Consider the following 18,734-nt stretch of genomic DNA (forward strand, 5'->3'; position numbering starts at 1 on the left):
TGCGCACCCCATGGCGGAGTGCGCTGCTACCTGGCTAACTTACTTCTTCGGTACCGCAGTGCCTTCCGGCAAGGCATATGCGACCAGGGAGTCGCTCATCTTCGTGCCCAGCGAACCGTGGCCGCCGGCCATGACGACGACGAACTGGCGTCCCGACTTGTTCGACACGTAGCTCATCGGCGTAGCCTGGCCGCCGGCCGGCAGGCGGGCTTTCCAGATCACTTTGCCGTTGCTGACGTCGTAGCCGCGGATGTAGTAGTCGAGCGTGCTGCTGAGGAAGGTCACGCCGCCACCGGTGGTGACCATGCCGCCCAGGCTGGGCACGCCCAGTGGCAAGGGAATCGGCACGGGGCCGCTGTCGCGCGTGGTGCCGTTCTTGTGCATCCACACTTTTTTCATAGTGCGCAGGTCGACGGCGGCCACATAGCCCCACGGCGGTGCCTGGCATGGGAAGCCCAGCGGCGACAGGAATGCCTTGATTTCCACGGCGAACGGGACGCCCGTCTGCGGCTGCAAGCCCATTTCGCCGCCCGTGCCGCCCTTGGCCGTCGTTTCCGCGCGCGGCACGAGTTTTTCCAGGAAGCCCATGTAGTCAGGGTTGACGATCAACAACTGGCGCACGGGGTCGATGGCCGCGCCACCCCATTCGAAGATACCGAGCGGACCCGGCGAGATGACGGCGCCCTTGCCGGCCGTTTGCGGCGTGAACGGGCCCTCATAGCGGCGTTCCTTGAAGATGATGCGGCAAGCGAGCTGGTCGAACGGCGTCGTGCCCCACATGTCCGCTTCGCTGATATTGCGCTCAGGCAAGAAGGTCAGGGCCGAGAACGGCTGCGTGGGCGACAGGGTGTCGCCAGCGGCTGGATTGCTCGTTGGCACGGGTTTTTCCGGCGCTGGCACGACCAGGCTGCCGTCGCGGCGGTCGATCACATAGATGTCACCCCGTTTTGTCGTGGCAACAACAGATGGTACTTTGCCTTTGGGCGTGTCGATGTCGACCAGCGACGGTTGGCCGCCGATATCCATGTCCCAGATATCGTGGTGGACGGTCTGGTAGACCCAGCGCACTTTACCCGTCGCCAGGTCCAGCGCGACGATGGCGCTGTTGAATTTCTCGCCATTCTTGTTGCGGTTGCCGCCCCAGGTGTCGGGCGTTTCATTGCCCATCGGGATGTACACCATGCCCAGCTTTTCATCGATGCTGGCCACGCCCCACGAATTGGGCGAGTTGTTGGTGTAGTTCTTGCCTTCAGGGAAGGGCGCCGTATCTTCCGGCGTGGCCGGGTCCCAGTTCCACATCAGCTTGCCGGTAACGGGATCGTAGCCGCGGATCACGCCCGATGGCTCTTCCGTTGAATGGTTATCCGTCACGCTGGCGGCGATCACGGCCATTTTCTGCGAGACGGCCGGCGGCGACGTTGGCATCAGGAAACCGCGCTTGATCATGGCCATGTTTTTATACAGGTTGACGACGCCGTTGTTGCCAAAGCTCTTGCACGACTCGCCCGTATCGGCATTGACGGCGATCATGGTGCCGTCCATGGTCGGCGCCAGGATGCGGCGCGGGCATTCCATGCTGGCAGCTTCGGGTGCCGGATTGTTCTTCGCGCGGCCCGCGTTGACGTCCCAGTACGCCACGCCGCGGCAGATCATGTGCTGGTAGCTGGCCGCATCGCGGTTGATCTTCGGATCGTGGCGCCAGATTTCCTTGCCCGTGTCCGGGTTCAGGGCGATGACGATATTGTGCGGCGTGCACAGGTACAGCATGTCATTGACCTTCAGCGGCGTGACTTCGTTGGCGATCTCGCCCGGGTCGCTCAAGCCCTTGAAGTCGCCCGTGTGGTAGGTCCAGGCTTCTTTCAAGCCGGAAATATTGGCCGGCGTAATCTGCGCGGCCGGGGCATAGCGGTCGCCATAGCCGGAGCGGCCATACGCGGACCAGTCGTTGTGCTCGACGCCAGGGGCCAGGTCGCCGGTGGCGGTGGCGGCCATGTTTTCCGCCGGCACGTCGCCATGCAGGTCATGGTAGTCCTGGAACAGGGCGATGACGCCGGCGATGACGGTCAGGGCCACGGCGGCGCAGAGCGCCGTCTTGCCCGTCTGCCCCTGTTTTGCTGCGGCCGGTGGCGCCAGGCGGCGGCTGACGAAGGGCAGCAGCAGCCAGACGGCGGCGGCAAACCAGATATCGAGGCGCGGCAGCAATTGCCACCAGTCGAATTCCACTTCAATGACGGACCAGATGAGGGTGGCGGTCAGCAGCAGCGCCATGAACGGTTGCGCGCTGCGCTTGCCTTTGAAGACGAGCACGCCCGCGACCAGCATGCCTATGCCGGCCAGCAAGTAGTACCAGGAGCCGCCAAGCGTGGCCAGCCAGATGCCGCCGCCCAGCAGGGCGAGGCCAAACAGAATGAAAATAACGCCGGTGACCTTTAATAAAGGACCGGGCCGGAAAGAGGGAATCATCATATTCCTTTTTGCAAGGATTTATCGGTGGCGCGTTGCTGCGCCATATTGATTTCAGGGAAGGCGTCGATTGCAGAATATACAAAGTTTGGAATCACCAGAATGTGACAGTTTATCAGAATTGATGATTGTCTTCCGGTCGTGCCATTTTTTGGCGGGGCTCTTGTTTGAATCAAATAAACACTTCAAATAAGAACAAATATTATGCTGGATAACGGTTTTGCGGGGCTGGCAGGCCGCCTGGAGGGGAAAGGGCGGGGTGGTCGCGCAATAATGCAGGGGTGCCGCGGAATGAATGAAAATAAAACTGTTGTTATAAGTGGCTGCAAAAAATGCAATGCGGATTATAATAACTATGCCTGGTGTGTGGCGATATTCAAATGAAAATATGCGGATATTCCATCGGCATTAATTCAAGGCGTCGGTAGTATTGCTTAGGTGTTTGTACTTATTATTGCCGATGGCTTATTTATTCTCTCGATGGCCAGTTGCGCGCGCCGGCGGGCCATGCACGCCACTGTTGCTGGCGGGACGCGCAAAACGCCGGCGGGGCGCTGCTGCATCGCACAAGGTGCCTGTACTTCGCTATAATTACGCGGTTAAAACACCATCCGCTAATGAGGAACCCCATGAGTTTGAATAACGTCTCTTCCGGCCGCGACCTGCCGAACGATTTCAACGTCGTCATCGAAATCCCGATGAACGCCGATCCGATCAAGTACGAAGTCGACAAGGAAAGCGGCGCGATTTTCGTCGATCGCTTCATGGGTACCGCCATGCATTACCCGTGCAACTACGGCTATGTGCCGAACACCCTGTCGCCGGACGGCGACCCGGTTGACGTGCTGGTCATCACCCCATTCCCGCTGATTCCGGGCGTGGTCGTGCGCTGCCGTCCTATCGGCGTGCTGAAAATGACCGACGAGTCGGGCGAAGACGCGAAAGTGCTGGCCGTGCCAGTCGACAAGGTCCTGTCGATCTACAGCCACTGGCAAAAGCCGGAAGACTTGAACGAACTGCGTTTGCGCCAGATCCAGCATTTCTTTGAGCACTACAAAGATCTGGAAAAAGGCAAATGGGTCAAGATCGACGGCTGGTATGGTCCTGAAGTGGCCAAGGAAGAAATCCTGAACGGCGTTGCCGCTTTCAAGACTGACGCCGCCAAAGCCTAAGAATACCCAGTAAAAAACGCTCCCCGCCAGTCATGGCCGGGAGCGTTTTTTTATGCGCGAAACGGACTGTGCTCGTTCAATTCATCGAGGTAGGCGTCGATGCCGCCCCGTTCGCGCTCGAGGAAGCGCTGTACGGCGTCCGCAAAGGCCGGGTGCGCCAGCCAGTGGGCGGACCAGGTCTTTTGCGGCAGGAAGCCGCGCGCCATCTTGTGCTCGCCCTGGGCGCCCCCTTCGAAGGTGGCGATGCCGTTGGCGATGCAAAACTCCAGCGGCTGGTAATACGCCGTCTCGAAATGCAGGCAGGGCACGTGCTCGAGCGCGCCCCAGTAGCGGCCGTACAGGGTGTCGGCCGTGTGGATCACCAGCGAGGCGGCAATGGCCCGGCCTTCGCGCTCGGCAATGACCAATAGAATGTTTTGCGGCATGCTGGCGCCGATGCGCCGGAAGAAGTCCAGGCTCAGATAAGGCGACGAGCGGTGTTCCGCATAGGTATTGCTGTAGCAGCGGTGGAACAGCTTCCAGTCGGCCTCGACAGCATCCACGCCCCGCACCTGGCGCATGGTGACGCCCGCTTCCCGCACCTTGCGCCGCTCGGCGCGGATATTCTTGCGCTTCTTGTGTTCCAGCGTGGCGAGGAATTGCTCGAAATCCGTGTAGCCGGGATTGAGCCAGTGAAACTGCACGCCACTACGCATCAGATAGCCAGCTTGCGCCAGCTGGCGCGCTTCGCTTTCCGGCGGGAACAGGATGTGGCAGGACGACACCTCGCTAGCTTGCTGCTGCGCTTGCAGGAAGGCCAGCAGGGCCGCGCGCGCCTCGCCATCGCGGGCCAGCAAGCGCGTGCCGCTCACGGGCGTAAACGGTATCGCGGACAACAGTTTCGGGTAATATTCGAGACCATGTTGCTGATAGGCCTCGGCCCAGGCCCAGTCGAACACGTACTCGCCATACGAGTGCATTTTCAGGTACAGGGGCAGGGCGGCAGCCAGCACATCGCCTTGCCACAGCACCAGGTAATTCGGCTGCCAGCCCGTGTCCGCGCTGGCGCAGCCGGACTCGTGCAGCGCGTGCAAAAAGGCGTAGGAAAGGAAGGGAGTGGCGTCCGCCTGGCTTGCCAGTAGTTCAGACCAGGCTGCTTCGCCAATTTCAGCCAGGGTAGTGACGATAGCCGTGCGATAATTCATTGTTGTAGTGTGCATTCATCACTCTCGGGGCGCCGCCATCGGCCCGCGCGCCCCTGTCTTGTTTAATAGAACGAAAATATCCATCATCATCATGACAGTCAAAGTCGCAATTGCTCAAATGAATAGTACGGTCGGCGATCTGGCCGGCAACCGTGCCAAGATCTTCGATCTTTCCCGCCGCGCCTTTGAGGCGGGCGCCGATATCGTGCTCACGCCGGAACTGTCGCTGGTCGGCTATCCACCCGAGGACCTGTTGCTGCGCAATGCATTCTACGCAAAAACGCAGGAAGCGTTTGCCGGACTGGCCGCTGACCTGGTCCAGTTCAAGGATTTGCACGTGGTGGTGGGCTTGCCCCTGCAAGACGAGAAGGGCGTGCGCCACAATGCCGCCTCCGTGCTGCTGAACGGCGAAGTGCTGGGCACCTACCGCAAGCACGATTTGCCGAACACGACCGTGTTTGATGAAAAGCGTTACTTTACGTCGTCCGACCAGGCTTTCGTGTTTGGCGTGAAGGGCGTGCGTTTCGGCATCAATATTTGCGAAGACACGTGGTTCGAGCATGCGCCGATGCGCGCCCGCGCTGCCGGCGCGCAAGTGTTGCTGGTGCCGAACGGCTCGCCCTACCACATGAACAAGCAGCATCTGCGCTATGAAACGATGCGCAGGAATGTCAGCGCGCAAGGCATGGCCCTCGTGTACGCCAACCTGGTCGGCGGCCAGGATGAACTGATCTTCGACGGCGACTCGTTTGTCATGGATGCGGCCGGCACGATCTGCGCCCAGCTGCGCCATTTCGAGGAAGACTTGCAGGTCGTCGACTTCGACGGCGCCACGCCCGTGCCGCAGGCGCTGGCCGCGCCATTGACCACCGAGGCGCAGGTGTACCAGGCGCTGGTGCTGGGCGTGCGCGACTATATCGGCAAGAACGGCTTCCCGGGCGTGCTGATCGGCATGTCGGGCGGCGTCGATTCCGCCCTGACCCTGGCCATCGCCGTCGATGCGCTGGGCGCCGACAAGGTGCGCGCCGTCATGATGCCGTCGCAATTTACGGCCGATATCTCGTGGATCGATTCGCGCGACATGGTAAAACGCCTTAATGTGCGCTACGATGAAATTCCGATCAAGCAAACCTTCGACGCTTTCCGCGCCACCCTGGCTGACGAGTTCGCCGGACTGGCGGAAGACGCGACGGAAGAAAACATCCAGGCGCGCATCCGCGGCACCTTGCTGATGGCCCTGTCGAACAAGCATGGCAGCATCGTGCTAACGACCGGCAACAAGAGCGAGATGGCCGTCGGTTATTGCACTCTGTATGGCGACATGGCGGGCGGCTTTGCCGTCATCAAGGATATCGCCAAGACCCTGGTGTACCGCCTGTGCGCCTGGCGCAACAGCGTGTCGGACGTGATTCCCGAGCGCATCCTGACGCGCGGACCGTCGGCCGAGCTGCGCGCCGACCAGCTGGACCAAGATTCCTTGCCGCCATATGACGTGCTCGACGGCATCATGCAGCTGTACATGGAAGAAAACCGGCCGATCGCCGAGATTATCGAGGCTGGCTACCCGCCGGCCGATGTGGCCCGGGTCACGCGCCTGATCAAGATCAATGAATACAAGCGGCGCCAGTCGCCGGTGGGCATCCGCGTCACGCACCGTGGCTTCGGCCGCGACTGGCGTTACCCGATCACGTCGAAGTTTTACGAATAAGCAGCCATCTGTCCACAATCCAACAATTTTAAGGAGTAGCCATGAAACAGATTACCGCCATCATCAAACCATTCAAGCTCGACGAAGTGCGCGAGGCCCTGGCCGATGTGAACGTGACGGGCTTGACCGTGACGGAAGTGAAGGGCTTTGGCCGCCAGAAAGGCCATACTGAGCTGTACCGTGGCGCCGAGTACGTGGTCGACTTCTTGCCGAAAGTCAAAGTCGAAGTGGTGGTGGACGACAGCGTGTCGGAACTGGTGGTTGACGCCATCATCAAGGCGGCCCGCACGGGCAAGATCGGCGATGGCAAGATCTTCGTGCGCGACGTGGAGCAGGTTATCCGCATCCGTACGGGCGAAACCGGCCCGGACGCGGTATAAGTTCCTTGTGGGCGTAGGTCGGATTAGGCCCGCAGGGCCGTAATCCGACAACATTGTTGGCGAATGATGTTTGCGCGCATCAGCGCCCCAGCCGCATGTCGAATTTCCAGCATATCAGGCGCAGAATCGTGATGCCGCTGGCGCTGGTCCACAGCGCGAAGTCGTGTTCGGCACCGAAGTGCATCTGCAGCAGGTAGGCCCAGCAGCCGAAAAACGCGCAGATGGCGTACGGTTTGCCGTCGCGAAACACCATCGGCACTTCGTTGCAGACGATGTCGCGCATCACGCCGCCAAAAATCCCCGTAATCACCCCCATCATCGAGGCAATAAAAATCGGCATGCCGGCGCGCATGGCTTCGGCCACGCCCGCGATGGCGAACATGCCCAGGCCGATGGCGTCGGCGATGACGATCAGGCGTTCCGAGACGATCTGGCGCAAATGCTGGATCAGGGGCGCGGCCGTCAGGGCCAGCACGAAGATGAGAATCGCGTATTCCTGGTGCGACACCCAGAACAGGGGCCGCTTGTCGAGCAGGATGTCGCGCAAGGTCCCCCCGCCAAACGCCGTGATGAATGCCACGACGAACACGCCGACCAGGTCCATGCGCTTGCGGCGCGCTTCGATGAAGCCGGAAAACGCGCCCACCAGGATGGCGATGACCTCAATGATCTTGATCAGCGAGCCAGGCGGCAATTGGGGTGGCATCATGGGTGGAGCGCTTGAGCAGGAAATAATTGTCACAGGTTAACATGACACGGCCCCGAATGGTGACAAACGGGGCCGTGTGCAGTGCGGAACTTGTTATTGAATTGTGATCTTGCTGTAAGGCTAGCGGATAGGCTGCAGTGCGGAAGAAAGCAATACGACCAGTGCGCCATCGCCCCCTTCGGAGCGGCGCGCCTGGCAAAAGGCGATGACTTCATCCTTTTGCACGAGCCAGCTGTGCACCATCGATTTCAAGACCGGTTCCTGGCCTTTCGAGCCAAAACCCTTGCCGTGGATCACGCGCACGCAGCGCAGCTTGCGTCTTGTCGCCTGGTTCAGGAAGGCGCCGATGCCGTCGCGCGCCTCGTCGCGGCGCAAGCCGTGCAAGTCCAGCTCATCCTGGATGGGCCAGTGGCCCTTGCGCATCTTCTTGATCACGTCCGGTCCCACGCCGGGGCGGGCGTAGTTCAGGGCCGGATCGTTTTCCAGGTAGTGGTCGACTTCGAACAAGTCCGACAGCGACTCGCGCAGCACGGCCGCATCGTCCTCTTCCGGCGACAGCTTGCGCGCCGGCTGCTGGGCCGCCATGGCGCCTGCCTTGGGCAGGCTGGGCACGTAGCGGTCCGACTCGGGCAGGCGCTTGACGCCGCCGATGCTGGCCTTGAACAGATTGCTCTCCACGGCCTGCACCTTCACCTGCTGCGCGCGCTCAGCCGCAGCTTGCGCGCGCGCATCGGCCTGCTCCTTGAGCTGCTTGCTGACCGCTTTCAGGTCGGCAAAGTCTTTCATCGACGCCATGCGCCGCTTACTCCTGGCCTTCCAGGTAGCGCTGGGCGTCCAGTGCTGCCATGCAACCCGTGCCGGCGCTGGTGATGGCCTGGCGGTAGATGTGGTCTTGCACGTCGCCAGCGGCAAACACGCCCGGCGCGCTGGTGGCGGTGGCCATGCCTTCCAGACCCGTCTTGGTCTTGATGTAGCCGTTGTGCATTTCCAGTTGGCCTTCGAAGATGCCCGTGTTCGGCTTGTGGCCGATGGCGATGAACACGCCGTGCACGCTCAACGCTTCGACCTTGCCGTCGATGGTCGACTTGATGTTTAGGCCCGTCACACCGCCTTCGTTGCCCGTCACTTCGTCCAAGGTGTGGTTATATTTCAACACAATCTTGCCTTCGGCAACCTTGGCGTTCAAGCGGTCGATCAAAATCGCTTCGGCGCGGAACTTGTCGCGGCGGTGGATCAGCGTGACTTTATTGGCGATGTTCGACAGGTACAGCGCTTCCTCGACGGCCGTGTTGCCGCCGCCGACGACAGCCACTTCCTGGTTGCGGTAGAAGAAACCATCGCAGGTGGCGCAGGCGGACACGCCCTTGCCCATGAATTCCGCTTCCGATGGCAGGCCCAGGTATTGCGCGGACGCGCCTGTGGCGATGATCAGCGTGTCGCACGTGTATTCGTGGCTGTCGCCCTTCAGGCGGATCGGTTTTTCATTCAGGAAGGTGGTGTGGATGTGGTCAAACACGATTTCCGTATTGAAACGCTCGGCGTGCTGCAACAGGCGCTGCATCAGGTCCGGACCTTGCACGCCCATCGGATCGCCAGGCCAGTTTTCCACGTCGGTGGTGGTCATCAATTGACCGCCTTGTTCCACGCCGGTGACCAGCATCGGGTTCAGGTTGGCGCGGGCGGCGTAGACGGCGGCGCTGTAGCCGGCTGGGCCGGAGCCGAGGATCAAAACGCGGGCGTGTTTGGTAGTGGTCATAATGAGGCTTCTCTATGAGTGGGGTCTATCCGAATTGGGGGCATACGCGCGAAGAACAAGGGCGTATTGCGCTTGTGCAAGCAATCCACGATTATAGACCAAGCCGCCTGTAGCGACGAATCGTGGGGCCGTCCGGGGCATATATGGCTTAGAATACTTCCTTATTATGGGAAATTCCCTTTCAGAAACATTTATCACCTTGCAGCGCTTCCCAGAATGACTAAACCAGCCCAGGCCAATCAAAATAGCTACACCCGAAAACCGGTCGAACGCCGGCCCTTGCCCAACCGGCTGGTGCGGCTGCTGTCCGAGGCGCGCTGGTTCGCGCTGGCCGCGTTTGCCCTGTATTTCGTGCTGATACTGGCCAGCTTCAACAAGCTCGACCCCGGCTGGTCGCACGCCACCAACGTCGACAAGGTGGCCAACCTGGGCGGCAAGCTCGGTGCGACCTTTTCCGATCTGTTGCTGTATATCTTCGGTTTTTCCGCCTGGTGGTGGTGCGTGTGGCTGCTGCGCACGGTGTGGCATGGCTATCGCCGGTTGAGTAAGCGCTTCCTGCTGGAAGAGGAAGAGGTGGAGCGCGAACACCATGTCGAGATGCTGATCCGCATCGTCGGCTTCTCCATCATGCTGATCGGCAGCATGGGCCTCGAATACCTGCGCATGGCAAAGAGCCTGCACGTGCAGCTGCCGCGCGATCCGGGCGGCGTGCTGGGCCAGCTGGTGGGGCACTCGGCCCACGTGGCCTTCGGTTTTACGGGCGCGACCTTGCTGCTGTTGCTGCTGTTCGGCCTGGGTTTCAGTCTGTTCTTCCACGTGTCTTGGCTGCAAGTGGCCGAGCGCATCGGCGGCGCCATCGAAGACGCCTTCAACTGGTTCGTGCTGCGCTACCAGGACCGCGAAGACCGCCGCCAGGGCGAAGTGGCCGCCGTGCGCCGCGACGAAGTGGTGGTGATCGAGCGGGCCAAGCATGTGGAGAAACATGTGGCCGCGCCACCCGTGAAGATCGAGCCGCAGGTTGTGACGGTGGTGAAATCGGAGCGCGTGGAAAAGGAACGCCAGGCGCATCTGTTTGAAACCCCTGGCGACGGCAAGCTGCCGCCGCTGTCCTTGCTCGATGAAGCGCCGCCCGTGGTGGAAACAGTCTCCGTGGAAACCCTGGAGTTTACTAGCCGCCTGATCGAAAAGAAATTGTCCGACTTTGGCGTGGATGCCAAGGTAGTGGCCGCTTACCCCGGCCCGGTGGTGACGCGCTATGAAATCGAGCCGGCCACGGGCGTCAAGGGCAGTCAGATCGTCGGCCTGGCGCGCGACCTGGCCCGTTCGCTGTCCTTGACGTCAATCAGGGTGGTGGAAACCATTCCCGGTAAGAACTATATGGCGCTGGAACTGCCGAATAGTAAACGCCAGATCGTGCGCCTGACGGAAATCCTCGGCTCCAAGGTCTACAACGATGGCGTGTCCAGCCTGACGATTGCGCTGGGCAAGGATATCGCCGGCAAGCCCGTCGTGGCGGATCTGGCCAAGATGCCCCACTTGCTGGTGGCCGGCACCACCGGTTCCGGTAAGTCGGTCGGCATCAATGCGACGATTTTGTCGCTGCTGTACAAGTCCGACCCGCTCGACGTGCGTCTGATCCTGATCGATCCGAAGATGCTGGAAATGTCCGTGTATGAAGGCATTCCGCACTTGCTGGCGCCCGTCGTGACGGACATGCGCCAGGCTGGCCATGCGCTGAACTGGGCCGTGAACGAGATGGAACGCCGCTACAAGCTGATGAGCAAGATGGGCGTGCGTAACCTGGCCGGCTATAACGCCAAGATTGCCGACGCGAAAAAGCGCGAGGAACATATCCCGAATCCGTTCAGCCTGACGCCGGATTCGCCGGAGCCGCTGGAAAAACTGCCGACCATCGTCATCATCATCGATGAGCTGGCCGATCTGATGATGGTGGTTGGTAAAAAAGTCGAGGAATTGATCGCGCGTATCGCGCAAAAGGCGCGCGCCGCCGGCTTGCACTTGATTCTGGCCACGCAGCGCCCATCTGTAGACGTGATCACGGGCCTGATTAAGGCAAATATCCCGACGCGTATCGCCTTCCAGGTATCGTCGAAGATCGACTCGCGCACCATTCTCGACCAGATGGGCGCGGAAACCCTGTTGGGCATGGGTGACATGCTGTACATGCCGCCCGGCACCGGCTTGCCGATGCGCGTGCACGGCGCGTTTGTTTCCGATGAAGAAGTCCACCGCGTTGTCAGCCATCTCAAGCTGCAGGGCGAACCGAATTACATCGAGGGCATCCTCGAAGGCGGCACCCTGGAAGGCGACGGCGCCGAAGGCGGCGCGCCGGGCGAGGGCGGCGGCGAGGCCGATGCCCTGTACGACCAGGCGGTGGCGGTGGTGCTGAAAAACCGCCGCGCCTCGATTTCGCTGGTGCAGCGTCATTTGCGCATCGGCTACAACCGCGCCGCCCGTCTGCTTGAGCAGATGGAGCAGAGCGGGGTGGTCTCAACCATGCAATCCAATGGCAACCGGGAAATCCTGGTGCCGGCGGCCAGTAGTGAACAAGGGTAAACAGAATGAAGAACACGACTTTCGCAGCAAAAATGATGATCGGCGCAGCCAGCGTTGCCTGCAGCCTGCTGTTCGCGGCCAGCGCCTCGGCCAGCGCCCTCGAGCAATTCAAGAGCTTTGCGGCCGGCACCAAGTCGGCCAAGGGCGAGTTCGTGCAGCGGCAAGTCAAGAAGGCGGATGCCAGCGGCAAGGCGAAAGTGTCGACGCCTGCCAGCGGCACGTTCGAGTTTGCCCGTCCGGGCAAGTTTATCTGGACGTATCTGAAGCCGTACGAGCAGCTGCTGCAAGCGGACGGCGACAAGCTGTATATCTACGACAAGGACTTGAGCCAGGTGACGGTCAAGAAACTGGGCGATGCGCTCGGCTCCTCGCCAGCCGCAATTTTGTTCGGCAGCAACGACCTGGAAAAGAATTTCACCCTGGCCGAAGCGGGCACGCGCGATGGCCTGGAATGGCTGAAGGCCACGCCGAAAGCCAAGGACACGACGTTTGATGAAATCACCATCGGCCTGCGCAACGGCGTGCCGGAAGCGATGGAGTTGCGCGATTCGTTCGGCCAGACGTCGGTGCTGGCGTTCAAGAACTTCCAGAAAAATCCGGCGCTTTCGGCCAATCACTTTAAATTTGTCATGCCCAAGGGCGCCGACGTCATTAATAATTAAGACTGTCGCGCCTTGCGTATGAGCCGGCCTCGCAGCAATGCGGGGCTTTTGCATTCTTATTAGGTAACTCATTATGGCGGATCTCTTTTCCACCGCACCGCGCCAGCCGCTGGCTGAAGCCTTGCGGCCGGCCACCCTGAACGAAGTCATCGGCCAGACGCACCTGCTGGGCGTGGGCAAGCCGCTGCGCCTGGCGTTCGAGGCGGGCAAGGCCCACTCGATGATCTTGTGGGGACCGCCCGGCGTGGGCAAGACGACCCTGGCGCGCCTGATGGCGAACGCCTTCGACAGCGAATTCATCGCTTTGTCAGCCGTGTTTGCTGGCGTAAAAGATATCCGTGCAGCCATGGACCAGGCCCGCCACAGCCTGGACCAGTTCGGCAAGCACACCCTGCTGTTCGTCGACGAAATCCACAGATTCAACAAGTCGCAGCAGGACGCCTTGCTGCCTTTCGTGGAATCGGGCCTGGTGACGTTCATTGGCGCGACGACGGAAAACCCCAGCTTTGAAGTGAACTCGGCGCTGCTGTCGCGCGCGCAAGTGTATGTGTTGAAATCGCTCAACGAAGACGAGATGAAGCAGTTGCTGGCCAAGGCGCAAAGCACGGCCCTGACGCACCTGACCTTCGACGAGGCGGCCGCCGATACCCTGATCGGCTATGCGGATGGTGATGCGCGCCGTTTCCTGAATTTGCTGGAACAGGCCGAGACAGCCGCCAGCTCGACGGGCACGACGAAGATCGACGCGGCCTTTGTCGACAATGCGCTGACCCTCAATTCACGCCGCTTCGACAAGGGTGGCGACAATTTCTATGATCAGATTTCCGCACTGCATAAGTCCGTGCGCGGCTCGAACCCCGATGCGGCCCTGTACTGGTTTTGCCGCATGATCGACGGCGGTGCCGACCCGCGCTACCTGTCGCGGCGCATCGTGCGCATGGCCTGGGAAGACATCGGCCTGGCCGATCCCCGTGCCTTGACCATGGTCAATGACGCGGCGGAAACGTATGAACGCCTCGGTTCGCCGGAAGGCGAGCTGGCGCTGGGCCAAGCAGTGATTTACCTGGCGATTGCCGCGAAAAGCAATGCCGGCTATAACGCGTTCAATACGGCCATGGCTTTCGTCAAGAAAGATAAATCCAAGGAAGTGCCCGTGCACTTGCGCAATGCGCCGACGAAGCTGATGAAGGAACTGGGCTACGGCCACGCCTACCGCTATGCGCACGACGAGCCCGATGCATATGCGGCCGGCGAAACCTATTTTCCGGACGGCATGGCGGAACCGGGCTGGTACCAGCCCGTGCCGCGCGGCCTGGAAAGCAAGATCGCCGATAAATTGGCCTGGCTGCGCGAGCTGGACCGCAAAGCGGGAAAACCAGCCAGCAAGGGCTGAGGCTACAGGCCCAGCAAGGTAAAACCGTCATCCTGCGGCGCGTAGCCCACCAGCTGGCGCGTCGCCGCGATGGACAGCCGCTTGTAGCGGTTGTCCGACACGCCATGCACGACGTGGTAGCCGGGGGGCACGTCGGCGGCGATGCAGCGCGCCAGCAATTGCACCACGTCCCGTTCGCTGATGAAGGCGGCCACGTCGCGCGCGCTGTGCTGCTGGCCTGGCGCAAAGTTGGCCACATTGGCGATGCGCACGGCAATCGCCGTCATGCCATGCTGGTGCGCGAACGCCGAGGCCACGCCTTCGCCGAAGGCCTTGCTGGCGCCATACATGTTTGCTGGCCGCGCCGGCATGTGCTCATGCACTTGCGCGTCCAGCGGATAGCCTTCGATGGCTTGCGCGCTGCTGGCAAACACGACTCTTTTCACACCTTGCGCCCGTGCCGCGCGGAAGATATTGTGCGTGCCGAGGATATTCGGCTGCAGCAATTGCGTATCGAAATCGGCGCTGGCGTGCGGCACGCCGGCCAGGTGCAGCACCACATCGATATCGGCGCAGGCGGCCAGGCAGGCGGCATAGTCGGCCACGTCGAGTTGAATGGATGGGCAGGGCGCTTCGGCCAGCTTGCCTGTGTGCAGGTCGGCCAGGCGCAGGGGGAATTCCCCGTGCCGGCTCTTCCAGAAAACGGTGCCGATAACGCCGGCGGCGCCCGTGACGAGGACGCGCAAAGGCGCTTGACGCAGTGATTCTTTAGTCATGTATTCCTTGTGTTCAGTGTGTGAGGCAGTGCCAGGTTCAGCCAGCGCAGCAGGGTAGGGCGGGGTGCGGCAGTCCCATGCACGCGGATGTGTCCGCTGCCCACGGCTTCGACCAGCACCAGGCCGTCATTCGGTATCGTATAGCGTTCGCCGCTGCGCAGCACGCAATCCTCGAACTGGGCGTAGGCCGTGATCCACGCCGTGCCGGACAGGCATTCGATGACCTTGGCATGCGCTTTTTCCAGGCGTAAAGGCCGTTCGCTGCGTAATTCGTGGTCGGTATGCATGGCATCGCTCCTGTTGTGCTGACAGGAACAGCTTAGGCCCTTGCAGTGAACCATGACAGATGCAGGAAAACGAAATTGTCATGAATACAGTGTCCCTTGTCGTAGACTGTGCTTATCAAAAAACTCGGCAACTGTATCTGTGCCGGCGACGCGCGGCAGCCGCATACTGAAAGGATGAACATGAGCGCGCATTTGAATCTGTACGAGCACCTGGCCAACGAGCTGGGCGCCTTGATCGACTCGCGCGTGTTCGCGCCCGGCGACCGCCTGCCGTCGATCCGCCACCTGGCGCAGCAAAAGCGCATCTCCATCAGTACCGTGATGCAAGCCTTGCGCTTGATGGAAGACCGGGGGCAGGTCGATGCGCGGCCCCAGTCCGGCTATTTCGTGCGCCACCGCGCGCCACGCCGCCCGTGCAGTGCCGACGCCCAGCACCTGAAGGAACCGGCCTTTGTCGGCATCAACAATCTGTTGATGCGCGTGCTGAAGGACAACGAAACGTCCGATATCGTGCAGCTGGGCACGGCCTGGCCGCCCGACGAGATACTGCCCATCAAGCGCATGCAGCGCACCATCAGCGCCGTGGCGCGGCGCGAACCCGCTTTATTGAGCAAGGTCAGCTGCTACGACGTCAGCGAAGGCAATTTCCTGCGCCAGGTTGCGCGCCGGGCGCTGGACTGGGGCAAGCTGGACCCGCAAGAGATCGTCGTGACGAATTCCTGCACGGAAGCGATCAGCCTGTGCCTGCGCGCCGTCGCCAAGCCGGGCGACACCATCGCCATCGAGTCGGCCACGTATTTCGTGCTGCTGCAGATGATCGAAAGCCTGGGTATGAAGGCGCTGGAAATTCCCACCGACCCGAAGACGGGGCCGTCGCTCGACGCGCTCGAGCTGGCCCTGCGTGCCGGCCTCGTGCAAGCGTGCCTGTTCGTGCCGAACGCGAACAACCCGCTCGGTTGCGTCATGCCGGAAGCAAACAAGAAGCGCCTGGCGGGCCTGCTGTCGGAATTCAATATTCCGTTGGTGGAAGACGATGTGTATGGCGACCTGTGCTTTGCACCGCAGCGGCCGTGGCCCGTGAAAGCCTACGATACGAGCGGCAACGTTTTATTGTGTTCCTCGTTTTCCAAGGCCATCACGCCCGCGTCGCGCGTCGGCTACGTGCTGGCCGGGCGTTTCGCGCAGGAAGTGGCTTTGCTCAAAACCGTGTCGAGCGGTGCCACCAGCCATTTCTTCCAGGCCGTGCTGGCCGACTTTTTGGAAGGCAGCAGTTACGACCAGCAGCTGCGCAAGATGCGGCGCACCCTGGTGCAGCGCATCGCCCGCATGTCCGACGCCGTGGTGGCCAGCTTCCCGGCGGACTGCATGCTGTCCGAGCCGCAGGGCGGTTTCGTGCTGTGGGTGCAGATGCCGCCGCATATCGATGCGCTGGCCCTGCACGGCCAGGCCATCGCGGAAGGCGTGGCGTATATGCCGGGCCAGCTGTTCTCGGCCTCGGGCAAGTTCGGCAATTATCTGCGTCTCAATTGCGGCAATGCGTGGACGCCGCGCATCGAGCAGGCCATCGGCCGCCTGGGCCGTCTGGTCAAGGATGCCTTGTAACTATTCTCTGCGCTTCAGTCCCCGTTTTTCACCGTTCGCTCCCTGTTTTTCGCCGCTGGTCGCAAGCCGGTGGCGTTGTTCGCGGCCGTTGGCTAAAGTACCACCATACCAGCAGCAGTCAACGAAAAAAACTAACCAGGAGTAACATCATGAACGCACTGAAAAACATGGAAATCACCTTTGTCGCCGCCGCCATCATCGCCATCGGCGCCAGCTTCGCCACCGCCGGCGCGAATACGGTGGAAGTGAGCGCCACCTCCACCGTGATCGCCCAGGCTGCCGACAGCACGATGCCCGTCGTTACCGTCAGCGCCCGCCGCCTGACCGCTGCCGAAAAAGCCGCGTTCATTTAAGCAATAAGCTAAGCAGACAATGTAAAGCGGGTGCGAGTGCCCGGCCATGCCGCCATGACGATGGTTGGCCATGTGCAAAACTCATAAAGAACTGAACGGGTCTTGGTACAATGAGTGCTTTCGATACATCGGCACCGCCATCCACCCATGATAGATATCCAACTTCTCCGTAAAGACATCGCCACCGTCGCAGAACGCCTGGCGACGCGCAAATTCCAGCTCGACGTGGCAGGTTTCAATGCCCTCGAAGCCGAACGCAAGGCGATCCAGACGCGCACCGAAGAGCTGCAAGGCAAGCGCAATGCGCTGTCCAAGCAAATCGGCATGTTGAAAGGCAAGGGGGAAGACACCTCGGCCGTGATGGCGCAAGTGGCCGGCCTGGGCGATGAATTGAAAGCCGATGAGGCGGCCCTGAGCGTAGTGCAAGCCAAGCTGAGCGACTTCATCATGGCCGTGCCGAATTTGCCGCACGAATCGTCGCCTCTGGGTACGGACGAGTCGGGCAACGTGGAAGTGCGCAAGGTCGGCACGCCACGCACTTTTGACTTTGAAGTCAAGGATCACGTCGATGTGGGCGGCCCGCTGGGCCTCGATTTCGAAGTGGCCACCAAGCTGACCGGCTCGCGCTTCTCCGTCATGAAGGGCGGCATCGCCCGCCTGCACCGCGCGCTGGCGCAATTCATGCTCAACACGCACGTGGACGAGCACGGCTACACGGAATGCTATACCCCGTACATGGTCAATGCCGACTCGCTGCGCGGCACGGGTCAGCTGCCGAAATTCGAAGCCGACCTGTTCTCGGTGAAAAAAGGCGGCGCGGAAGGCGAGGGCGAGACCTTCTACCTGATCCCGACGTCGGAAGTGTCGCTGACCAATATCGCACGCGATGAAATCCTCGCGCTGGATCAACTGCCCCTGAAAATGACGGCCCATACGCCATGCTTCCGTTCGGAAGCGGGCAGCTACGGTCGCGACACGCGCGGCATGATCCGCCAGCACCAGTTCGACAAGGTGGAAATGGTGCAAGTGGTGCATCCGGACACGTCGTACCAGGTGCTCGATGAAATGGTCGGCCATGCGGAAACGATTTTGCAACGCCTGGGCCTGCCATACCGCGTGATGTCGCTGTGCACGGGCGACATGGGTTTCGGCGCCACCAAGACCTTCGACCTGGAAGTATGGCTGCCGGCGCAAAACACCTACCGTGAAATCTCGTCCCTGTCGAACTGCGAAGCCTTCCAGGCCCGCCGCATGCAGGCGCGTTTCCGTAACGCCGCCGGCAAGCCGGAACTGGCCCACACTCTGAACGGCTCCGGCCTGGCAGTGGGCCGCACCCTGGTGGCCGTGCTGGAAAACTACCAGCAGGCAGACGGCAGCGTCGAGATCCCGGCCGTGCTGCGCCCATACATGGGTGGCCTGACGCATCTGAAGGCCTAAAATAGTCCTTTTCTTTTCGCCGCGGGCTGCTATAATCTTGCCTTCTCGCAGCAATGCGGGAAAGACCGCAGCAAATGGAGAGGTGGCAGAGTGGTCGAATGTACTTGACTCGAAATCAAGCGTACGTTAAATCGTACCGTGGGTTCGAATCCCACCCTCTCCGCCAGAACAAATAGAGAAAGCTCCCGCAAGGGAGCTTTTTTTATTTGTGGCGGCGAAGAGGAGCAAGGCGCCTGCGCGCCTTGCGCGTGGGATTCGAAGACGAGCGCGTATTCGCGCGAGGCTCCCCGAATCGA

16 protein-coding genes and 1 tRNA gene are annotated in these 18,734 nt (G+C 61.1%); 10 read left to right on the forward strand and 7 right to left on the reverse strand.

Annotated features, from left to right (window positions below; all coding sequences use genetic code 11):
* Positions 1-39: 39 nt before the first annotated feature.
* Positions 40-2,466, reverse strand: coding sequence for a membrane-bound PQQ-dependent dehydrogenase, glucose/quinate/shikimate family (locus tag LSO07_RS10310; RefSeq protein WP_225317241.1), 2,427 nt, complete (start codon positions 2,464-2,466; stop codon positions 40-42).
* Positions 2,467-3,092: 626 nt separating this feature from the next.
* Between LSO07_RS10310 and ppa the strand changes: the two genes are divergently transcribed.
* Positions 3,093-3,635 (forward strand): inorganic diphosphatase, encoded by a 543-nt coding sequence (ppa, locus tag LSO07_RS10315; protein ID WP_034786159.1) that lies wholly within the window; start codon positions 3,093-3,095, stop codon positions 3,633-3,635.
* Between the two features lie 50 nt (positions 3,636-3,685).
* Here ppa and LSO07_RS10320 read toward each other — a convergent pair whose 3' ends face one another.
* Positions 3,686-4,819, reverse strand: coding sequence for a GNAT family N-acetyltransferase (locus LSO07_RS10320; RefSeq protein ID WP_070254947.1), 1,134 nt, complete (start codon positions 4,817-4,819; stop codon positions 3,686-3,688).
* A gap of 91 nt (positions 4,820-4,910) precedes the next feature.
* Between LSO07_RS10320 and LSO07_RS10325 the strand changes: the two genes are divergently transcribed.
* Together LSO07_RS10325 and LSO07_RS10330 are read left to right on the forward strand one after the other, a co-directional pair.
* Positions 4,911-6,527, forward strand: a complete 1,617-nt coding sequence (locus LSO07_RS10325; RefSeq protein WP_151093731.1) for an NAD+ synthase — start codon at positions 4,911-4,913, stop codon at positions 6,525-6,527.
* A 41-nt stretch (positions 6,528-6,568) separates the two neighbouring features.
* Positions 6,569-6,907, forward strand: a complete 339-nt coding sequence (locus LSO07_RS10330) for a P-II family nitrogen regulator (RefSeq protein WP_034758685.1) — start codon at positions 6,569-6,571, stop codon at positions 6,905-6,907.
* Positions 6,908-6,986: 79 nt separating this feature from the next.
* Here LSO07_RS10330 and LSO07_RS10335 read toward each other — a convergent pair whose 3' ends face one another.
* From LSO07_RS10335 to trxB, 3 genes are all read right to left on the reverse strand, one after another.
* Positions 6,987-7,616 (reverse strand): trimeric intracellular cation channel family protein, encoded by a 630-nt coding sequence (locus LSO07_RS10335; RefSeq protein WP_034786156.1) that lies wholly within the window; start codon positions 7,614-7,616, stop codon positions 6,987-6,989.
* Positions 7,617-7,736: 120 nt separating this feature from the next.
* Positions 7,737-8,411 carry a Smr/MutS family protein gene (locus LSO07_RS10340; protein WP_034786154.1) on the reverse strand — a complete coding sequence of 225 codons (675 nt, stop codon included), beginning with the start codon at positions 8,409-8,411 and terminating at the stop codon, positions 7,737-7,739.
* Positions 8,412-8,418: 7 nt separating this feature from the next.
* Positions 8,419-9,372 carry a thioredoxin-disulfide reductase gene (gene trxB, locus LSO07_RS10345; RefSeq protein ID WP_034786153.1) on the reverse strand — a complete coding sequence of 318 codons (954 nt, stop codon included), beginning with the start codon at positions 9,370-9,372 and terminating at the stop codon, positions 8,419-8,421.
* A gap of 216 nt (positions 9,373-9,588) precedes the next feature.
* Here trxB and LSO07_RS10350 point away from each other — a divergent pair, with 216 nt between their 5' ends.
* The 3 genes from LSO07_RS10350 (at position 9,589) to LSO07_RS10360 (ending at position 14,004) form a co-directional block, all read left to right on the forward strand.
* Complete coding sequence (locus LSO07_RS10350) at positions 9,589-11,949, forward strand: DNA translocase FtsK (protein ID WP_034786152.1); 2,361 nt, start codon at positions 9,589-9,591, stop codon at positions 11,947-11,949.
* Positions 11,950-11,954: 5 nt separating this feature from the next.
* Positions 11,955-12,611 carry an outer membrane lipoprotein chaperone LolA gene (gene lolA, locus LSO07_RS10355; protein ID WP_034786149.1) on the forward strand — a complete coding sequence of 219 codons (657 nt, stop codon included), beginning with the start codon at positions 11,955-11,957 and terminating at the stop codon, positions 12,609-12,611.
* A 73-nt stretch (positions 12,612-12,684) separates the two neighbouring features.
* Positions 12,685-14,004: a replication-associated recombination protein A gene (locus LSO07_RS10360; RefSeq protein WP_151093734.1), complete on the forward strand. Its 1,320-nt coding sequence runs from the start codon at positions 12,685-12,687 to the stop codon at positions 14,002-14,004.
* 2 nt (positions 14,005-14,006) lie between these two features.
* Here LSO07_RS10360 and LSO07_RS10365 read toward each other — a convergent pair whose 3' ends face one another.
* Positions 14,007-14,759, reverse strand: coding sequence for an NAD-dependent epimerase/dehydratase family protein (locus LSO07_RS10365; protein WP_151093736.1), 753 nt, complete (start codon positions 14,757-14,759; stop codon positions 14,007-14,009).
* Positions 14,756-15,046 carry a DUF2917 domain-containing protein gene (locus tag LSO07_RS10370; RefSeq protein ID WP_191909615.1) on the reverse strand — a complete coding sequence of 97 codons (291 nt, stop codon included), beginning with the start codon at positions 15,044-15,046 and terminating at the stop codon, positions 14,756-14,758. The genes LSO07_RS10365 and LSO07_RS10370 overlap by 4 nt, the downstream gene beginning before the upstream one ends.
* A 180-nt stretch (positions 15,047-15,226) precedes the next feature.
* Between LSO07_RS10370 and LSO07_RS10375 the strand changes: the two genes are divergently transcribed.
* The 4 genes from LSO07_RS10375 to LSO07_RS10390 all read left to right on the forward strand — a co-directional run bounded on the left by LSO07_RS10375 (position 15,227) and on the right by LSO07_RS10390 (position 18,604).
* Positions 15,227-16,648 carry an aminotransferase-like domain-containing protein gene (locus LSO07_RS10375; protein ID WP_151093742.1) on the forward strand — a complete coding sequence of 474 codons (1,422 nt, stop codon included), beginning with the start codon at positions 15,227-15,229 and terminating at the stop codon, positions 16,646-16,648.
* Between the two features lie 149 nt (positions 16,649-16,797).
* Positions 16,798-17,001 (forward strand): hypothetical protein, encoded by a 204-nt coding sequence (locus LSO07_RS10380; RefSeq protein WP_151093744.1) that lies wholly within the window; start codon positions 16,798-16,800, stop codon positions 16,999-17,001.
* 147 nt (positions 17,002-17,148) lie between these two features.
* Positions 17,149-18,438, forward strand: a complete 1,290-nt coding sequence (serS, locus tag LSO07_RS10385) for a serine--tRNA ligase (protein WP_070254932.1) — start codon at positions 17,149-17,151, stop codon at positions 18,436-18,438.
* A 76-nt stretch (positions 18,439-18,514) separates the two neighbouring features.
* A tRNA-Ser gene (locus LSO07_RS10390) sits at positions 18,515-18,604 on the forward strand.
* Positions 18,605-18,734 lie beyond the last annotated feature (130 nt).

This window comes from Janthinobacterium sp. PLB04, assembly GCF_021165895.1.
In the GTDB taxonomy this organism is placed as follows: Bacteria; Pseudomonadota; Gammaproteobacteria; order Burkholderiales; family Burkholderiaceae_D; genus Janthinobacterium; species Janthinobacterium lividum.